General features: G+C 69.4%; 10 protein-coding genes. 6 read left to right on the forward strand and 4 right to left on the reverse strand.

The window, feature by feature from the left end:
• Positions 1-105: 105 nt before the first annotated feature.
• From AB0P35_RS35485 to AB0P35_RS35495, 3 genes are all read right to left on the reverse strand, one after another.
• Entirely contained in the window at positions 106-1,401 is a 1,296-nt protein-coding gene (locus AB0P35_RS35485; protein WP_363519200.1) for a beta-galactosidase, read from the reverse strand.
• A gap of 239 nt (positions 1,402-1,640) precedes the next feature.
• Positions 1,641-4,538, reverse strand: a complete 2,898-nt coding sequence (locus AB0P35_RS35490) for an RICIN domain-containing protein (protein ID WP_363519202.1) — start codon at positions 4,536-4,538, stop codon at positions 1,641-1,643.
• Between the two features lie 66 nt (positions 4,539-4,604).
• Complete coding sequence (locus AB0P35_RS35495) at positions 4,605-7,409, reverse strand: DNRLRE domain-containing protein (RefSeq protein WP_363519204.1); 2,805 nt, start codon at positions 7,407-7,409, stop codon at positions 4,605-4,607.
• A gap of 260 nt (positions 7,410-7,669) precedes the next feature.
• Here AB0P35_RS35495 and AB0P35_RS35500 point away from each other — a divergent pair, with 260 nt between their 5' ends.
• From AB0P35_RS35500 to AB0P35_RS35525, 6 genes are all read left to right on the forward strand, one after another.
• On the forward strand, positions 7,670-8,668 hold the full coding sequence (locus AB0P35_RS35500) for a LacI family DNA-binding transcriptional regulator (RefSeq protein ID WP_363519249.1): 999 nt from the start codon (positions 7,670-7,672) through the stop codon (positions 8,666-8,668).
• Between the two features lie 93 nt (positions 8,669-8,761).
• On the forward strand, positions 8,762-11,725 hold the full coding sequence (locus AB0P35_RS35505) for a glycoside hydrolase family 2 TIM barrel-domain containing protein (RefSeq protein ID WP_363519206.1): 2,964 nt from the start codon (positions 8,762-8,764) through the stop codon (positions 11,723-11,725).
• Between the two features lie 65 nt (positions 11,726-11,790).
• Positions 11,791-13,104 carry an extracellular solute-binding protein gene (locus AB0P35_RS35510; RefSeq protein WP_363519209.1) on the forward strand — a complete coding sequence of 438 codons (1,314 nt, stop codon included), beginning with the start codon at positions 11,791-11,793 and terminating at the stop codon, positions 13,102-13,104.
• A gap of 100 nt (positions 13,105-13,204) precedes the next feature.
• Positions 13,205-14,185 (forward strand): sugar ABC transporter permease, encoded by a 981-nt coding sequence (locus AB0P35_RS35515; protein ID WP_363519212.1) that lies wholly within the window; start codon positions 13,205-13,207, stop codon positions 14,183-14,185.
• On the forward strand, positions 14,182-15,060 hold the full coding sequence (locus tag AB0P35_RS35520; RefSeq protein WP_363519214.1) for a carbohydrate ABC transporter permease: 879 nt from the start codon (positions 14,182-14,184) through the stop codon (positions 15,058-15,060). Before AB0P35_RS35515 ends, AB0P35_RS35520 begins: the two co-directional genes overlap by 4 nt.
• Positions 15,061-15,106: 46 nt before the next feature.
• Positions 15,107-16,606: an alpha-N-arabinofuranosidase gene (locus AB0P35_RS35525; protein WP_363519217.1), complete on the forward strand. Its 1,500-nt coding sequence runs from the start codon at positions 15,107-15,109 to the stop codon at positions 16,604-16,606.
• A 373-nt stretch (positions 16,607-16,979) separates the two neighbouring features.
• On the opposite strand, the gene AB0P35_RS35530 is transcribed toward AB0P35_RS35525, so the two are convergent.
• Complete coding sequence (locus AB0P35_RS35530) at positions 16,980-18,356, reverse strand: glycoside hydrolase family 43 protein (RefSeq protein ID WP_363519220.1); 1,377 nt, start codon at positions 18,354-18,356, stop codon at positions 16,980-16,982.
• Positions 18,357-18,476: the final 120 nt, after the last annotated feature.

Consider the following 18,476-nt stretch of genomic DNA (forward strand, 5'->3'; position numbering starts at 1 on the left):
GGGGGTGCGGGGGCTTGGCCGCCGGGCGCCCTGCGGGGGGGGGGGGGGGCCGGCCGGGGGGGGGGTCCCCCCCCCCCCCCCCCCCGGCTGTTCACGGATGGTCGGTCATTCCTCGGTGGGGCCGAGGTCGGGCTGCTTGCGCAGCTCTACTGTGCGGTCGAGGCTCGTGGTGTGCAGTTCGAGCACGGTGATCTCGTTCGGCCCCGGGCGCAGGACGGGGCCGGGTACGTACAGGGAGCGCTGAGGGCCACGGGACCAGTGGCGGCCGAGGTGGAAGCCGTTGATCCAGACGTTGCCCTTGGACCAACCGGGCAGGTGGACGAAGGTGTCGGCCGGTTCCTCGATGTCGAAGGTGCCCCGGTGGAAGACCGGCCCGACGGCGGGCCCCTCGGCGGGTGCGAAGGCGAGGCCGCTGAGGTCGGTCAGGGGCAGCGGGCGGTTGGCCCAGCCCGTCAGTTCGGCGCCGTTGAGCCGGACGGGGCCGAGCAGGCCCTTGCGGTCGTGCATTCCTTGGCCGTAGTTCACGCGGCCCTGGTTCTCCACCAGGACGCGCAGCACGCTGCCGGCCGCGGGGGCGGTGAACACGATGGCCCGCTCGTGGTTCTCCCGTTCGAGCACGCCGATGGGCTGTCCGTCGACGAAGACCTGAGCCCGGTCGCGGACGACGTGGTGGCCGCCCCAGCGGTCGAACCAGCCGATCCAGAATTCGGTGCACATGAGCGGGCCGCTGGGCTGGTGGGCGCGCAGCGCGGCCAGGCCCTGGCGGGCGCGGCTGCCGAAGTTGGCGGTGGCCAGGACACCGGGCAGGCTGCCGCGGGCGAGGTCGGCGGGCTGGTCGCAGGTGAACAGCGGAACGTCGACGCCAAGGCTGCGCAGCAGGTCGGCGAGGTGGGCGAGGTGGGCGGTGTCGTCACTGTAGGCGCCGAACTCGTTCTCCACCTGCACCGCGAGGACCGGCCCGCCGCGAGTGGCCAGCCGGTCCAGCAGCGGCGGGAGCAACTGCTGGAAGTAGGTTTCCACGGCGGCGAGGTACACCGGGTCCTGGCTTCGCAGCCGGATGTCGGGTTCGGCGAGGAGCCAGGACGGCAGGCCGCCGCCCTCCCACTCGGCGCAGATGTACGGGCCGGGGCGCAGCAGGACGTGGAGGTTCTCGGCGGCGGCCAGGTCGAGGAAGGCCGGGAGGTCCAGCCCGGCGTCGAGCCGGAAGACGTCCGGTCGGGGCTGGTGGAGGTTCCAGGGGACGTACGTCTCGACGGTGTTCAGGCCCATCTGTCGGGCCTTGCGCAGGCGGTCGGCCCACTGCTGCGGGTGGACGCGGAAGTAGTGCAGGCCGCCGGAGATGATCCGGAACGGCTCGCCGTCGAGGGTGAAGTCGTCGCCCTCGATCTGCAGGACGGACATGGTGGTGCTCCTGAGGGAGGGTGGCCGCAGCGAGGGGCCGGTTCCCCCGGAGGGCATCCGGGGGAACCGGCCTCGCCGCGTGCCGCGGTCGTCGTGTTTTCGGTGGGGCTGCGGTGGTCTACGGGGTCACGGTCAGCGCGGGCGCCGTGTCGGCGGTGATGTCGCGGCCGTCGATGGCGCTGCCCTGGCGGGTCCCGCCGCCCCCGGGGATGAGGGTCGAACCCGAGCGTCCAGGGCCGTCACAGCCCCACTGGCTGCCATTCCTGGTTGGAGCCACCGTTGGCGGGCCACTGGATGACCTTGGCGCCGTCGGCGGTGGATCCGCTCTGCACGTCTGCGCACAGTCCGCTCTTGATGTTGACGAGGCGGTAGTAGCCGCTGGTGGCTGCCGGAACGAGCTTCCACCACTGGATGGTGCCGTTGGTGTCCGACCACTGGTCCAGGGCTGTGCCGGCGCTGGTGGAGCCGCCCGGCACGTCGAGCACCTTGCCGCTGTTGACGTTGGACAGGCGGTAGGACCCGTCGTAGTCGGGGAGCAGCTTCCACTGCTGGTTGGCGCTGTCGGACCACGTGTTCTGGATGACGGGCCCGCCGTCGGCGGTGGAGGCGCCGGAGACGTCCAGGACCTTGCCGCTCTTGCGGTTGACCAGCTTGAAGGGGCCGGTCAGCAGGCCGATCGTGATCGTGGTGCTCGTTCCTGCGGTCAGCGACACGGTGCGGGCGTGGGTGCCCAGCGACGACGTGGTGACCGTCGCGCCGGTGGTGATGGATGCGATGCCGCGCCGGCAGATGAAGGTGATCTTCTGGTCGATGTCGGAGGTGAGCGTGACGGTGGCCGTGCGGGCCGCCGTGTCCCAGGACAGCGACTGGATGGCGATGCGGTTGCGGCCGCGGACGCCGTTGATGGCGCCCTTCGTGAGCTGGTCGGGGAGGGCGGGGAGGATCTCCAGGACGCCTGGGCGGGTGTAGACGAGTGCTTCGCCGAGGACGGCGGGGATGGTGTTGGCGGCGTCGCAGTTGTAGGTGGTCAGGTCCGGGTTGTGGGAGGTCATCAGGGACCGCCACACCATGTTCTTGCCGTAGATCTTCAGCAGGTTGCCGTAGACGCCGGGGCCGTCCTTCAGACGGGCGCGGGCCAGCGCCCGGTGGAGGCTGCCGTGGGCGGAGAAATTCTGGTCGCCTCGCTTGTCCAGGGCCGTGCGGGCGTACTTGACCAGGTCGGGCTTCTCCTCGGGGTTGATCTCGTGCAGCGGCCAGGCGCCGTACATGTGCTGGACGTGCCGGTGGTTGTAGTTGTCGGTCAGGCCGGGCCAGGACCACTCGGCGAGCGCCCCGTCGCTGTTGACGGTGTAGTCGGGCAGCTTGGCGAGCAGGGCGGTCCAGCGTTGCACCCCCTGGCCGCTGCCCTGCTCCAGGCCGAGGGTGTTGGCCGCGTCGATCGCGGCCTGGAGCGCGTGCCGGCCGGCCATGATGTCGCCGGTGGCGTTGATGGAGAATGCCTGGCGGGTGTTGGCCGGGCTGTTCTCCATGGAGTAGGAGGGGACGAAGACGGCCTTGCCGCTGGAGTCGGTGCGGGTGAGGAAGTCCTCGTAGAACAGCGCCAGTTCCATCAGGGCCGGGCCCAGCTTGTTCTTGAGGAAGGCGCTGTCACCGGTGACCTGGTAGTACTCCAGAAGCGGGTAGAGCAGCCAGTCGGCGCCGCCGGTCCAGGCCTCGCCGGGGAAGCTGGTGTTGTTGAAGTGCAGCATGTGCCCGTACTCGCCGTCGGTCCGGGTCGGGGCGAGGAAGCCGCGGGCGCCGTAGAGGTTGCTGGCGTTGTCGCGCCAGTGGGCGAGCTGGCCGAGGATGAGGTCGAAGTAGCCCTGCATGGCGTCGGTGAGGTCGAGGATGTTGCCGCCGGCGACCTGCAGGTTGATGTTGGCGTCGGTGGTGAAGTCGTCGGCCCAGGAGCCGTTCCAGGTGCCCGTCCAGATGCCGGACAGGCGTGGTGGCAGAACACCACTGGAACTGATGAAGAGATAGCGGCCGGAGTCGTACATCCGCTCCAGCAGTGCGACGTCGATGGCGGACGCGTTGCTGTTCTGGCGGGCTAAGAGGTCGCTGGTGGCCAGCCGGCGGTCGGCGGCGGAGACGTTCAGGTCGATGCTGGAGCGGTCGTACATGGCCTGGTGCTTCGGGGCGTGTCGGCCCAGGAGGGTGGCGTAGTCGGCCGTCAGCGCGGCGAGGGCGGTCTGCAGGGGCTGGCTGTTCCAGCCGGTGGAGGTCTCGTACCGGCCGAGTTTGGTCAGCAGCAGCACCTTGGTGGCCTTGGCGACCACCAGGGTCTGCCCGTCGGCGGTGACGGAGGAGCCGCTGCCGGAGACCACGACGCGGGTGACGCCCTCGTAGCCGTAGGCACCGCCGGAGGGGTAGGTGCCGCGCAGGTTCAGGTAACCGTCGCCGCTGGTGACGGTGGCGGTGGTGGAGAAGGACACTTTGGTCGGCACGCCCGTGAGAGCGGTGTTGACGCTGATGGTGGTGTCCACGGTGCGGCCGGTGGCGGGCAGCAGCTCGTGGACGATGACCTGGTCGACGCGGGAGACGAAGACGTGGCGCTGCCAGGTGCCGTACTGGTCGGTCCAGGTGTGGGTGACCTCTCCGGTGCGGAAGTCGGTGATGCGGGCGAAGTCGTTGACGGTGGTCATGCCCGGGGTGCTGAGCTGGAGTTCGTAGCCGGGGTGGAAGGTCTGGGTCCAGCGCAGGCCCCAGCCGTGGGCGAAGGTGGAGGAGGCACCGGAGTAGTCGCCGGCCAGCGCCTGGTCCCGGGCGGTCTCGAGATACGGCGAGATCACGGGGGGCATGACGCTCCGGCTGCCGTTGGGCAGCACGAACCGGTGATGATTGAAGATCATCTTCTCGAGCGTGGGCGCCCCGTAGTAGACGGCCCCGTACTCGCCGTTGCCGCTCAGGAACCCGTCGGTCCAGGCCGAAGCGGTGGCGTTGTCCCAGATGCCGCGGTCCGGGAGCGTGACCTCGGGCGGTACGGCCGCGGAGGCCCGGGCGGCGAAGACGAAGCCGGGCAGGGTCGCGGCGCCGGCGGCGAGGGCGGCCGCGGTGAGGAAACGCCGACGGTTGAGCGGAAGGTCGGGCAGTGGCATGGGTGGACTCCGTTGTCGGACGGTGAGCACAACTGGGCACCGTGGGGACGGACCGGCCTCGAGCGTCTACGGGGTCACGGTCACCCCGGGCGCCATCTCGGCGGTCCCATTGGTGAGCTTTCCGGAGCCGGTGGCACCTTCGGAGCTGACGAAGCGCAGTTCGTGGTTGGTGCCCCCCGCGTTGCAGACGGCGAGCAGGAGCGTGGACTGCTCGGCCGCGTAGGCGTTCTGGACGAAGGAGGTGATGTCGACGGTGATGTCGCGGCCGTCGACGGCGTTGCCCTGGTGGGTCCCGCCGCCCTCGGGGATGAGGGTCGAACCGAGGGTGAAGGTGGCCGACCTGGCGACGGAGGAGGTCGTGGCGGTGAAGCTCGGCCGGTTCTGCCAGGTCGTCGTGGAGACTGGGCAGGACGTGCCGCCGCCGCTGCAGGTGGTGTCGCTGACGGGCTGGACGAGCAGCTGGTCGGTGTCGGTCGACGGCACCGACGAATACCGGTGGCCGACGTAGGTGAGATGGAGCGTCGCCTGGCTGGGCGCCCTGGTGAGGCTGCTGAGGGGGAACTGGATGTAGGAGAGCTTTCCGTCTCCGGATCCTGTGGTGTACTGCTCGCCCATCAGGCCGACCCCGGTGTTGCGGGTGATGAGGGTCAGGTCCGAGGAGTTGTTCCTGGTCTGGTCGCCGGTCCACGCGCCGACCCAGGTGTCGCCGTTGGCGAGGGCGCCGGGCTTGACGTTCCGGGTCTGGCCGTTCGCGTCGGTGTAGCTGGTGGTCAGCGTGCCGATCCCGCTCGTCGTCAGCGGAAGCTGACTGGTGTATTCGACGAGTTGGCCGGCGACGCGGAGGTTGTTCAGCGTCACGTTCGTGGCGCCGTTCAGCGTGCTGCTCGTGTTCTGCCGCGAGAACCACACGTTGTCGAGGTTGAAGGTGCCGATCGGGGCCCTGGTGTACGTGTACGCGGTGCCCGACCCGTCGGGGTTGGGGGCGTACCCGTAGGTCGCCTGCTGGTCGGCGGTGATGGTCTGGGTGGATCCGTTGCCGCCGTTGAGCCCGATCGGTCCCTGTGTGAACCGGGAGGTGTCGATCGAGCTGTTCTTCACCACGATGCTCTGGATGCGCGGGTACGGGTTGGGGGTGTTGTGCGTGAAGATGCCGCCGGCCAACGGCGACACGGAGTTGAAGTTGTCGAACGTGTAGTTGGTGAGCCGGTATCCGTACGAACTCCATCCGATGCGGATCGCGTTGCCGGCGGCGACGGACCAGTTCAGCGTGTTGCTGACCGAGATGTTCTTCGAGTCCTCGTTGTCCCAGTGGTAGGAGTTGAACCCGAGATCGCCGGCGACGGTGTCATGGGCGGCTACCGCGTTGACATAGCCCTGGACGTCGGCGCTGGAGGTGCCGAGCTGGAAGTTGTTCCACACGCCGGAGGCCAGCGGGGTGAATCCGTCGCTGGGGTTGTAGTGGCCGGAGGCGAACGCGTCGTCGTTGCCGAGGGTGAAGACGCCGTTGGCGGTGATGTCCTGGCCGCTCGCGAAGTCCGTCCCGTCGATCCACGGCTGGCGGTACGGGGTGAGGGCCTTGATGTTGTTGAACGTCACCCTGTTGGCGCTGTGGGTCTCGTAGTTCCACTGCTTCGCGTTGCGCTCGTAGGTGTCGTTGAACGTGATGTCCGACGAGTGCATGACCATGACGCCGCCCTGGTGCTGGCTGCGGTAGGCGTCGTGCGAGTCACCGCTGCCGAAGGCGTTGTAGTTCGCCACGCCGTTGCCGTCGAAGACGCCGCGGCCGTCGATTTCGATGTTGTTCGAGTTGATGATCCCGATCGCCGGCTCGAACGCCTCCATGTACGCCTGGACGCGGTTCTTCAGCAGGGCCCCTTCGTCGGTGTAGATCTTCAGCTTGCCGCCCTTGAGCCTGCTGCCGTCCAGACCGTTGACCAGGAGACCGGACCAGACGTACGTGCCGTTCGGGAAGTAGAGCGTGTTGAGCGCCGTGGGGTTGGCTTTGATGGTGTCGATGGCGGCCTGCAGGGCGTACGTGACGTCGTCGGCGGCCATCACCCGCACCTTCGGGTAGCGCACGTTGACGCTGCTCGCGCTCACCAGGCTGCCGGCCGAGGTCTGCTGGCCCGCGGGGACGGCGGTGCCGTTGACGGTCTTGCCGGCCATGGAGCTCGTGGTCGCGGCGGGAGCCTGCTGAGCCGCGCTGTTCGGGTGCGCCGCGAGGTAGTTCACGGCGAACTCCTGGAAGTCCAGGACACCGGTCTGCACGTTGACGCCGGAACCGTCCGGTGCGCGCGTGGTGTCCGGACGCTGCGCCGGATCCTCAAGCGGGTCGTTGACGACCGCCAGGTAGGGCTGTCCCGTGGCGTTGGTCGAGTCGCCGTTGACCATCACGATCGCCTGGTTCAACCCGGCGGCGGCTGACATCCGGAACGTCAGGGTGTGCTTGTCCGTGCTCACCGAAGCGCTGCCGGACGGGTAGTAGCGCGCCGGGTAGATGTTCACCGTGTCGATCGTGGTGCTGGGCAGCGTGACCGTGATCGTCGGTGTCCGGGAGTCCGACGCGAAGCGCGCGATGTCGAAGTTGTGGCCGTTCTCGGTGTACTGGACAGCCTGGACGGGCGTGCCGGCGACTTGCACCTGGTACTTGCTGGACGCCACGTCCGGGGACGTCGTCGTACCGCCTCCCACTCCCGTCGGTGCGTAGGTGTGGACGGTGGTGGCGGCGTATGCGGGGACGGCGCCGGCGAGCATGAGGCTCGCCGCCGTGACGGCAGCGCCGGCGGCGGCCGCGATGAGGCGGCGCACGCGGGAGCCGCATCGCGCCGGGGCGGGGTTCGGGTCGGCGTCGCCGCCGGCGGGTCTGATCATGCCTGGTCTCTCCTCAGCTCGTTGACCGATCCACGGGATTGACGTGGCGGGGAGATTACTGCCGTGTTTCCGCAGCCGTCAATGCTCCGCGCGCTTCACGCCGCGGGAACAGCCGCGACCTGCCCGTGAAGCCCAACTGCGCTTCTGTGACTGCTGAATGACGATCCGCCGTGCGAAGCCTTGCCCTGCTGCGACAGTTGCCCTACGCTGACGCCACTTTCGTGGATCGATAAATGTTTCGGGGAGCGTACGTGGTGACAATGGCGGAGGTGGCAGCTCGGGCGGGAGTCACCAAGCAGACCGTCTCCAACGTGGTGTCCGGCAAGAAGGTGCGGCCGGAGACCCTTGCGAAGGTGAACACGGCGATCGCCGAACTCGGCTACAAGCCGAACCTGGTGGCGCGCTCGCTGCGCACCGGCAGCACCTCGACCGTGGGGCTGTTCGTGCCGTCGGTCGCCAACCCGTTCTACTCGGAGGTGGTCGAGGAGGTCGAGAACGTCCTGGTCGGCCACGGGTACAACCTGCTGCTGGCCACCACGCGCGACGACCCCGACTACACCCGGGCCCACCTGGAGAACCTCGCCGCTCGCTCGGTGGACGCGCTGCTGGTCGCCGGCGACAAGGGCGTCGGGCAGCAACTGCCGATGCTCACAGCGGCCGCCTTCCCGGTCGCGCTGTTCGCCTGGGAGGGCGATCCGCCGACGACACTCCCGGTGGTGTCCATCGACTACGAGCACGCCGGCTTCCTGGCCGGGCGCCACCTGCGCGAACTCGGCCACCGGAACGTCGCGGTGATCGCCGACCTCCCCGCGCACACGCTGCGCGTCGCCGGGCTGCGCCGGGCGTTCGCCGCCGACGGGCTGGCCATCGACGACCGCATGGTGTTCACCCGTACCAGCGACGACGCCGCCGGCGGGTTCGCCGCGGCCCGCGCGGCGCTGGACGCCGATCCGGAGCTGACGGCGATCTTCGCCACCCACGATGTGCTGGCCCTCGGCGCCATCGAGGCGGTGGTCCGGTCCGGCCGACGGGTCCCCGCGGACGTCAGTGTCGTCGGCTTCGACGACATCGCCCAGGTCGGACGGATCGAACCGGCCCTGACCACGGTCACCTTCCCGAAGCGCGAAATGGCTCAGCAGGCCGTCGAACTGCTGCTGCGCGCCGTCGACTCCGGCCGGCCCCCGACCAACGTCATCTCACTGCTGCGCCCGACCCTGACCGTCCGGGCGAGCAGCGCCCCGCCCCGAGCGACCGCCTAGGCCGTGTCCGGCACGCGGCCCCGTGAGCGGCGGCATTCCTGCCATGCCGCCTCCTGCCACCTCGACGAGCCCCGAAAGGTAGCGCCCCCTCCGATGAACGACCTCGACCCCCACGCCTACGTCGAAGACCCGTCGCCGGGCACCGGACGGTTACGGCCGCGTGCCGCGTTCACCTCCGACCTGCCCGTGATCGGGCTCGACGGCGCCTGGAGATTCCGGCTGGCGTCAGGGCTGGACGACCTCACCGGGGACCTCGCCGCGCCGGACTTCGACGACAGCGACTGGGACCTGCTCGCCGTGCCGTCCTGCTGGCAGATGACCGGCCTGCCCGGTGAGCCGCGCTACGGCGCCCCCGCCTACACCAACATCCTGTACCCGTTTCCCGTCGACCCGCCGCGGGTGCCCAGGCACAACCCGACCGGGGAGTACCGCCGCGAGTTCCACGTCCCGGACGCGTTCCCGGCCGCCGCCGCGGTGCTCCGGTTCGAGGGCGTTGACTCCGCCTTCGCGGTGTGGCTCAACGGAATCCGGCTCGGCGACGGCAAGGGCAGCCGGCTGACCACCGAGTTCGACGCGGCCGGTGCCCTGCGGCCGGGCCGCAACGTGCTCGCGGTCCGCGTCCACCAGTGGTCCTCCGGTAGCTACCTGGAGGACCAGGACATGTGGTGGTTGTCCGGGATCTTCCGGTCGGTCAGCGTGGCCGCCCGCGGTGTCGAGGACTTCTTCGTCCACGCCGCCTACGACCACGAGTCCGGTCGGGGAACCCTGGCCGTCGACGTCACCGGCCCCGTCCGGGTGTCACTGACGGTGCCCGAACTCGGCATCACCGCCGCCGACCCGGCCGGACCGCACACGGTCGACGGTATCGAGCCCTGGTCGGACGAGAACCCGCGCCTGTACTCCGGCGAACTGGTCTCGGAGGCCGGGGAGCGGATACCGCTGCGGATCGGGTTCCGCACCGTGGCCGTGGTGGACGGGGTGCTGACCGTCAACGGCCGGCCGATCTCCCTGCGGGGCGTCAACCGCCACGAATGGCACCCGCTGACGGGGCGCACCCTGACCGGGGACACCATGCTGGCCGACGTGCTGCTCATGAAGCGGCACAACGTCAACGCGGTGCGCACCAGCCACTACCCGCCCGACCACCGCTTCCTGGACCTGTGCGACGAGCACGGGCTGTGGGTGTTCTGCGAGGGCGACCTCGAGACGCACGGCTTCGAACCCGGCGGCTGGCACCGCAACCCGAGCGACGACCCCGCGTGGCGTGAGGCCTACCTGGACCGGGCCGTCCGGCTCGTGGAGCGCGACAAGAACCACCCCTCGGTCATCGTCTGGTCGCTGGGCAACGAGTCCGGCACCGGAGCCAACCTCGCCGCCGCGGCGGCATGGATCAGGCAGCGCGACGACAGCCGGCTGATCCACTACGAAGGCGACTGGGCGAGCTGCTCCTACGTCGACCTGTACTCCCGCATGTACATCGGCCTGGACGAGTTGGCCGCCGCGGGGCGTCGCCAGGAGCCCCCGACCGCCGACCCGGCCGACGACGCCCACCGCCGCTCGCTGCCCGCCGTGCTGTGCGAGTACGGGCACGCCATGGGAAACGGCCCCGGCGGCCTGTCGGACTACCAGCAGGTCATCGAGGCGCACCGGCGCCTGGCCGGCGGATTCATCTGGGAGTGGATCGACCACGGAATCCTCCGGCACGCCGGGCAGGACGACCACCGGTCGTTCTACGCCTACGGCGGCGACTTCGGGGAGGAGGTCCACGACGGCAACTTCGTCGCCGACGGGCTGCTGTTCCCCGACCGCACGCCGTCGCCGGGCCTGCTCGAGTACAGGAAGGTCATCGAACCGGTCCGCATCCGCATCGACCCGGCGGCGTGTCGGATCACCGTGCTCAACCTGTACCACGTCCGCCACAGCGGCTACCTGGACTTCCGATGGACCGTCGAGGACGGCGGCGAGCCGGTCGGCTCCGGCAGCGTGGCCGTCCCCGCGACCGCACCGGGCGCGACGAGCACCGTCGAGTGGCCCGCCGACCTCACCGCCGCGCTCGATGCCGCACGCAAGGACGGTTCGGGTCACGAGGTGTGGCTGACCGTCACCGCGGTGCTCGCCGCGGACGAGACCTGGGCCGCGGCCGGCCACGAGGTCGCCTGGGGCCAGGGGCTGGTGGTTCCGGCTGCCGCGTCCAGCCCCTTCCCGCCCGCTGCGGCAATCGCCCACGACGGATACGTCGCCCTCGGCTCCGCACGGTTCGACACCCGCAGCGGTCTGCTGGTCCGCCTCGGCGACCTGGAGCTCGACGGCCCGCAGTTGGACGTCTGGCGTGCCCCGACCGACAACGACCTGCTCAGCGCGTTCGCCGAGCCGCAGATCACCGCATGGCGCACCGCCGGACTGGACCGGATGCACCATGAGGTCCTGCGCGTCGCCCCCGACGAATCGGGGCTCACGGTCACCGCCCGGCTCGCCGCCGCCGGTTCCTCCTCCGGGCTCCACGTGGTCTACCGCTGGACGGCCTGCGACGGACCGGACGCGGGCCAGGCCCGACTGCGGCTCGAGACGACCGTCACCCCTGACGGTGCCTGGCCGGTGCCGCTGCCCCGCCTGGGAGTCGCGATGTCGCTGCCCGGCACCGACGCCGAGGTCGAGTGGTTCGGCCCCGGTCCCGGCGAGGCCTACCGCGACTCCCGCACCGCGGCGCGGGTCGGCCGCTACCGGTCGACCGTCGCGGCGATGCAGACCCCCTACGTCCGCCCGCAGGAGAACGGCAACCGCCACCGCGTCCGCAGCGCCAGGATCACAGCCCCGGGCGGCACCCTGCTCATCACCGGCGCGCCGGTCATCGACCTGACCGTACGTCCGTGGAGCACCCGAGCCCTCGCCGCAGCGGCCCACCAGCACGACCTTGCCCCTGACGGCAGGCTCCACCTCCACCTGGACCACGCACACCACGGCCTGGGCAGTGCGGCCTGCGGACCGGGCCCGTCGGCACCGGACGTACTGGCCGCGGTCACCGCCGCGTTCGCCGTGGAGTTCAGCACCACCCGGTAGCCGGGCCTCGCCCGCCCGCCCACCGGCCGTCCAGCAGCTTCCCCCACCTACGAAGGGTTCCTCCTATGGACCGCACCATCGTACCCACCCGCAGATTCCTGGCGTTCGCCACCGTGGCGGTCCTCGCGGCCGGAGTCAGCGCGTGCAGCAGCACCACGAGCACCTCCGACACCGCGGAGAAGACCCAGGCCGGGCCGGTGACCATGGAGTTCTGGGGCTGGGCTCCCTACGAGAAGATCGTCGACCAGTGGAACGCGGCCCACCCGGACAGCAAGGTCACCTTCAAGAAGATCCCGTCGGGCGGCAAGGGCGGCTACAACCAGATCAGCAACGCGATCACCGCCGGCAAGGGCCCGTGCCTGGCCCAGATCGAGTACCAGACCATCCCGTCGATGCTCGTGAAGAACACGGTCATGGACATCACGAAGTACGCGAGCGCCGACATGGCCAAGTACCTCCCGTCCGCCGTCTCGGCCACCAGCATCGGCGGCAAGATCTACGGCGTCCCGGTGGACGTCGGCCCGATGGTCCTCTTCTACCGCAGCGACCTGTTCGCCCAGTACGGCATCACCACGCCGCCGGCCACCTGGGCGGAGTACAAGGCCGACGCAGAGAAGGTCACCGCCGCCGATCCGAGCGTGAAGTTCGGCACCAGCGGGCCCGGCGACGGCAACGATATGGCGGCCTTGAGCCTGCAGACCGGCCAGTCCTGGTACTCGACCCAGGGGAACAGCTGGACCGTCAGCATCGACAACCCCGGCACCCGGAAGGTCGCCGCCTACTGGCAGGAGATGAAGGACAAGGAGCTGGTGACGAAGACCGGCAACGCCTGGGACCCGCAGTTCGACAAGGCCTCCGAAGAGGACAAGGTGCTGACGTTCGTCGGCGCGTCCTGGTCCTCCGGCGGCCTGAAGTCGGACCTGAAGGACCAGGCCGGCAAGTGGGCGGTCGCCCCGATGCCGACCTGGGAGGCCGGGGACGGCAAAAGCTCCTTCAACGGCGGCTCGGCCACCTCGGTGATGACCGGGTGCAAGACGCCCCGCGAAGCCGCGCAGTTCGCCGCGTTCCTGTCCAGCGACCCGCAGGCCGTGAAGACGGGCATCGACGCCGGGCTGTACCCGGCGTCGAAGGCCGGACAGGACGACCCGTTGCTCGCGGAGGGTGACCCGTTCTTCGGCGGCCAGAAGGTCGGCGACCTGTACAAGGTCTCCGCCGCGCAGGTCCCCACCACCTGGACCAACGGCCCGACCTATCAGCAGGTCGAGACGGACTTCACCACTGCCATCGGCTCCGGCACCTACCCGGACGCGGTCGCCAAGGTCCAGGCCTCGACGGTCGCCGCGATCAAGCAGCTCGGACTGTCGGTGACCAACGGCTGAGGCGGCGGGACTCGAGCCGCCCCGAAGGGTTCCCGCGGCCGCCCGTACCCGGCGCCGCGGGGGCCCGCTCCCTGACGACGAACCGCCCAGCGAGGTTTCCATGAGCAGTCCCAGCAGCGCCCGCACCGCGTCGCCGCCGCGGTCGGTGCCCACGGTCACCCCCCGCGTCTCCCCTGCCGGACGGCCTCGGCGCGCCGGCCGCCGTACCGCGTTGACCGCGTCGGGTTTCCTGGCGCCGTTCGCGGTGCTCTTCCTGACCATGATGATCGCGCCGATCGGCTACGCGATCTACCAGAGCTTCTTCACCGTCCACCGCGCCGGGCTGTTCGGCGGTACGCAGTCCACAGAGTTCGCGGGACTGTCCAACTACGCCGCCGCCTTCGGCGACCACGACTTCACCGCGTCGATCATCCGGGTCGTGCTGCTGGGCTGCGTCCAGGTCCCGGTCATGCTCGGCCTGGCCCTCCTGCTCGCGCTCCTGCTGGACTCCCGCTCGGCCCGGCTGCGGAAGACCTTCCGGCTCGCATTCTTCCTGCCCTACGCGCTGCCGGGTGCGATCGCCGCGGTGATGTGGTCCTTCCTCCTGGCGAAGAGCCTGTCGCCGTTCACCGGACCGCTGTCCCACATCGGGATCGACGCCGACTTCCTGTCGTCGCCGTGGGTCCCGGTCTCGATCGGGAACATGATCACGTGGGGCTGGACCGGCTACAACATGCTGATCATCTACTCCGCGCTGCAGACGATCCCCGCCGAGGTGATGGAGGCCGCCGCGCTCGACGGCTGCACCGGATGGCGCCTGGCGTGGGCGGTGAAGATCCCGCTGGTGCGTCCCGCGCTGGTGCTGACCACGGTCTTCTCCATCATCGGCACGGCGCAGCTGTACACCGAGCCGGCGGTGCTGGTCGGCGCGCGCGTCCCGGGCGTCTCGCCGAAGTTCTCCCCGATCATGAACACGACCCTGGGCATGGACCTGGGCAACCAGAACCTGGCCGCCGCCCAGTCCGTCGTGCTCGCGCTGCTCACCCTCGTGCTCTCGTTCGGATTCCTCAAGTACACCCAGCGCAAGGGAGCGATGGCATGAGCGTGATTCACGCCGGCCGACCGACCCGACCGGCCCCCCGCGGCACCGAGATCGCGAGCAAGGTCGCCGTCAACGGGGTACTGGGCCTGATGGCCCTGTACACGCTGATCCCGCTGTGGTGGCTGTTCGTCTCCGCGACCAAGAAGTCGGGTTACCTCTACACCGGTACGCCGCTGTGGTTCTCCCACTTCGACCTGATCGGCAACGTCAGAACCGTGCTGGGCTTCGAGGGCGGAGTCTTCTCCACCTGGCTCGCCAACAGCGCGCTGTACAGCCTCGTCGGCGCGACCTTCGGCACCCTGCTGTCCGCGATGGCCGGCTACGCACTGACCAAGTTCCACTTCCGTGGTCGGGAGAGCGTCTTCAACGTCATCCTCGCCTCGGTCCTCATTCCGGCGCCGATGTTCGCCCTGCCGCTGTTCCTGCTCATGGCGAAGCTCGACCTGACCGACTCCTACTGGTCGGTGCTGCTGCCCAGCTGCGTCAGCCCGTTCGGCGTCTACCTGTGCCGGATCTTCGCCGCGGCGTCCGTCCCGGACGAACTGCTGGAAGCAGCGCGGCTCGACGGGGCGGGCGAGAGGCGCACCTTCTTCGGGATCGCCCTGCCGCTGATGGCCCCGGCCCTGGTGACCGTCTTCCTGTTCCAGTTCGTCGGCATCTGGAACAACTACCTGCTGCCCTCGCTCATGCTCAACTCCTCCTCACTACAGCCCGTCACGGTAGGACTGGTGCAGTGGCGCTCGGAGTTCGCCAACGGCGTGCCGCCGCTGGTGCCGATCACCGGGGCGTTCCTGTCACTGATCCCCCTGCTCGTCGCCTTCGTCAGCCTCCAGCGGTACTGGCGCAAGGGCCTGACCGCCGGCGCCGTCAAGTAGTACATCCGCCACCCGACTCCGCACCTCACAGCAAAGGACCACCGCATTGCACCGCGCTCACATCGTTCTGGACCGGCAGGCCGTCGTCGCTCCGGTCCGGCGCCGTACCTTCGGCTCCTTCGTCGAGCACCTCGGCCGCTGCGTGTACACCGGGATCTACGAACCGGAGCACCCGAGCGCGAACAAGGACGGCTTCCGCATGGACGTCGTCGACCTCGTCCGTGAGCTCGGCAGCACGACGATCCGCTACCCGGGCGGCAACTTCGTCTCCGGCTTCCGCTGGGAGGACTCGATCGGCCCGCGCGACAAGCGCCCGGTGCGCCGCGATCTGGCGTGGCACTCGCTGGAGTCGAACCAGGTCGGCCTGGACGAGTTCGCGGCATGGCTCAAGCTCACCGGCTCGGAGCTGATGCTGGCGGTCAACCTCGGCACCCGTGGCATCCTGCCCGCCCTCGACCTGCTGGAGTATGCCAACCACCCGTCCGGCACCGCGCTCTCGGACCTGCGCATCGCCAACGGCACGCCGGAGCCGCACAACATCCGCATGTGGTGCCTCGGCAACGAGATGGACGGGCCCTGGCAGACCGGCTTCCTGAACGCCGAGGACTACGGCAAGCTCGCCGCCCGCACCGCCTCCGCCATGAAGATGGCCGACAAGGACCTCGAACTGGTCGTCTGCGGATCCTCCTCGGCCGGCATGCCGACCTTCGGCGACTGGGAACGCACCGTCCTGGAGCACAGCTTCGAGCACGTCGACTACATCTCCTGCCACGCGTACTACCAGGAGCACGACGGCGACCTGGGCTCCTTCCTCGCCTCGGCCCTCGACATGGACTTCTTCATCGACGGCGTCGCCGCGACCGTCGACCACGTGGCCGCCAAGAAACACTCGTCCAAGAAGATCGGCATCTCCTTCGACGAGTGGAACGTCTGGTATCAGAAGGAACACCAGGAGTCCGACGAGGTCAACGACGAGTGGCGCCAGGCCCCCCGGCAGCTCGAGGACGTCTACAGCGCAGCCGACGCCGTGGTCGTGGGCAACCTGCTGATGACCCTCCTCAAGCGCAGCGACCGCGTCACCTCGGCGTCGCTCGCGCAACTCGTCAACGTCATCGCGCCGATCATGACCGAGCCCGGCGGCCCGGCCTGGCGGCAGACCTCCTTCTACCCGTTCTCGATCACCAGCCGCCTCGCCGCCGGCGAGGTGATCCGCCCCGCGATCGAGTCGCCGACGTACACCACGGCACGCTACGGCGAGGCCTCCGTCATCGACGCCGTCGCCACCGTCGAGGAGGACCGGTCCGCGCTCTTCCTCGTCAACCGCGGCCTCTCGCAACCCGCCCAGGTCACCGTCGACGTCCGCAGCCTGGGCTCCTCACGCATCCTCGAGGCGCTCACGCTCGCCGACCAGGACGTGTACGCGAAGAACACCCTCGCCGAACCCAACCGCGTGGTCCCCCACACCAACCCGAACGCCACCATGACCGACGGCGTGCTCACCATCGAACTGCCGCCGGTGTCCTGGACCGCAGTCGCACTCCACTGACCCTGAAGGCAACGGGAGAGCGCGTGGTGGCGGGGCACATGTCGCTCTCCTACCTGTCACTCTGCTCGTCCTCGGCCGCCTGCCACAATGAGTTGCTCGCCCTCCGAAGAAGAAGCGCTCGCCCGACCTGAGGACGTGACCAGGACGTGCTCGCCCGGTTGTGGAACCTGTGGCAGCCCGGCACGGCGCTGGTCGGCGGGTTCGCGGAATCCTGGAGGAGTCCCACAGAGAGCTCGTACGCAACGTTCTGGATGAGGCGGAGGATCTGGAGACGATCGAGACCGGCTGGGGCCCGCCGGCTCCGACCAGGCCCGGTCCGCTCGCTGCTGCGCGAGTACTACTCCGACCCTGGAGTCGGAGCGGGCGCGTGGCCTCAGTACCAGACGGAGAACGTGGCGTCGGCTCTGCCGGTGGCGGTGGAGATCGGGTCGATGCGCAGCCCGTAGTTGAAGTGGCGGATGTAGCGGTCAGGGAAGTTGTATGACTGGAACGACGACCAGGACGGGTCGGCGAGCCCGGCGGTCCTGTGGAATGTGGCGTCCTGGGCGAACCTCGTGGTGCCGTCGTTGGCGTCCAGCCGCAGTTGGTAGTAGGAATGCCGCAGATAGCGGGTCGGCTGCGTGACGGATTGGAAGGAAACGCCGGAGGAGTCGGCCAGCCCAGGCACCAGCTTCCACTGCGAGTCGGTGTAGGGGTCGAACGGGTACGGGTCGATGCGGGCGAGAGAATCGAGCTGCCGCCAGTATCTGTCCGGGAAGTTGTAGGACTTCAGCCGGTTCCAGGCAGGTTTTCCCCATGTGGCGACCATGTTGTCGTACACCGTCTGGGGGATCGGCTTGATGTCGGCGTGCTTGGAGTTCAGCGGCTGGGTGTAGACGCGCCGGTCGGTGGCGGTCCAGGTGCCGGTGGCGAGGTCGCTGGTCTGCCAGGTGTAGAAGAGCGCGTTGGCGTCGCCCCACAGGTACCAGGTACCAGCGGCTTGGGCGAGGATCGGGCCCTCGACGCCTCCCTGGGGTGCCAGGCCCGAGGTGAACTGGGTGAAGCTGCCAGGGGCGAGGGAGGTGGACTTCGCACCCGTGAGGCTGTTGTGGCCTTTGTAGTACAGGTAGTTGACGCCGTTCACGTCCTTGGCCAGGGTGCCGTCGATGATGTCGTAGCCGGGGTCGAAGAAGACCTGCGGCGACGTCACGGTCTGGAAGTCCGTGGTGTAGTTGACCATGATCACGTTGTGGCCGCTGCTGTTCACGGCCGAGTAGATGATGGCGTACTGGCCGCGGGAGGCGTCCCAGAAGGCGTCGGGCGCCCAGGTGTGGGTGGCCATGTCGTGCAGTTTCAGCAGGCGGTAGTTGTCGAAGGAACGCAGGTCGGCGGAGTCCCAGACGTGGATGTACGGGCTCTTCTTGGTCCAGTCGGTGCCCTTCAGGTTGGTCGCCATGACGACATAGGTACCGTCCTGCTTGGGCAGGATGACGGGGTCGCGCAGACCGCCGTCGCCCGCGGTCGGGGTCACGACGGGGTTGTTCTGGTTCAGAGGCATCCACTGCAGCGCGTCGGTGCTGACCGCGAGGTGCAGGCCGTAGTCCGTGCCAAGGTTTCTCGGTGACTGGGTGAAGTAGGCCATGACGAACGGGGAGGTCGCCGCGGCGCTCGCGGACCGGCTGCCGAGGGTCAGCACGCCGGTGGTGGACAGCGGCACGGCCGCGGCCATGCCGAGGAAGAGCCGGCGCGACGGTAGGGGTGTTGCGCTCATCTGGTGCCTCCGGGGCGTAGGAAGGTGCGGGCGGATCCAGACCCGTGGGCGGCACGGACCCCGAGCCGCCCACGTCGGATGCAGGGAGCCGCGGTGAGCCGTGTCCCGGGCCCGCGCGCT

Origin of the sequence: Kitasatospora sp. NPDC085879, from assembly GCF_040686255.1 — a bacterium.
Lineage (GTDB): Bacteria > Actinomycetota > Actinomycetes > Streptomycetales > Streptomycetaceae > Kitasatospora.

Bases quoted from the DNA above. Each gene is read 5' to 3' on its own strand.
- AB0P35_RS35485 (WP_363519200.1), bottom strand. From the start codon at position 1,401: ATGTCCGTCCTGCAGATCGAGGGCGACGACTTCACCCTCGACGGCGAG.
- AB0P35_RS35490 (WP_363519202.1), bottom strand. From the start codon at position 4,538: ATGCCACTGCCCGACCTTCCGCTCAACCGTCGGCGTTTCCTCACCGCG.
- AB0P35_RS35495 (WP_363519204.1), bottom strand. From the start codon at position 7,409: ATGATCAGACCCGCCGGCGGCGACGCCGACCCGAACCCCGCCCCGGCG.
- AB0P35_RS35500 (WP_363519249.1), top strand. From the start codon at position 7,670: ATGGCGGAGGTGGCAGCTCGGGCGGGAGTCACCAAGCAGACCGTCTCC.
- AB0P35_RS35505 (WP_363519206.1), top strand. From the start codon at position 8,762: ATGAACGACCTCGACCCCCACGCCTACGTCGAAGACCCGTCGCCGGGC.
- AB0P35_RS35510 (WP_363519209.1), top strand. From the start codon at position 11,791: ATGGACCGCACCATCGTACCCACCCGCAGATTCCTGGCGTTCGCCACC.
- AB0P35_RS35515 (WP_363519212.1), top strand. From the start codon at position 13,205: ATGAGCAGTCCCAGCAGCGCCCGCACCGCGTCGCCGCCGCGGTCGGTG.
- AB0P35_RS35520 (WP_363519214.1), top strand. From the start codon at position 14,182: ATGAGCGTGATTCACGCCGGCCGACCGACCCGACCGGCCCCCCGCGGC.
- AB0P35_RS35530 (WP_363519220.1), bottom strand. From the start codon at position 18,356: ATGAGCGCAACACCCCTACCGTCGCGCCGGCTCTTCCTCGGCATGGCC.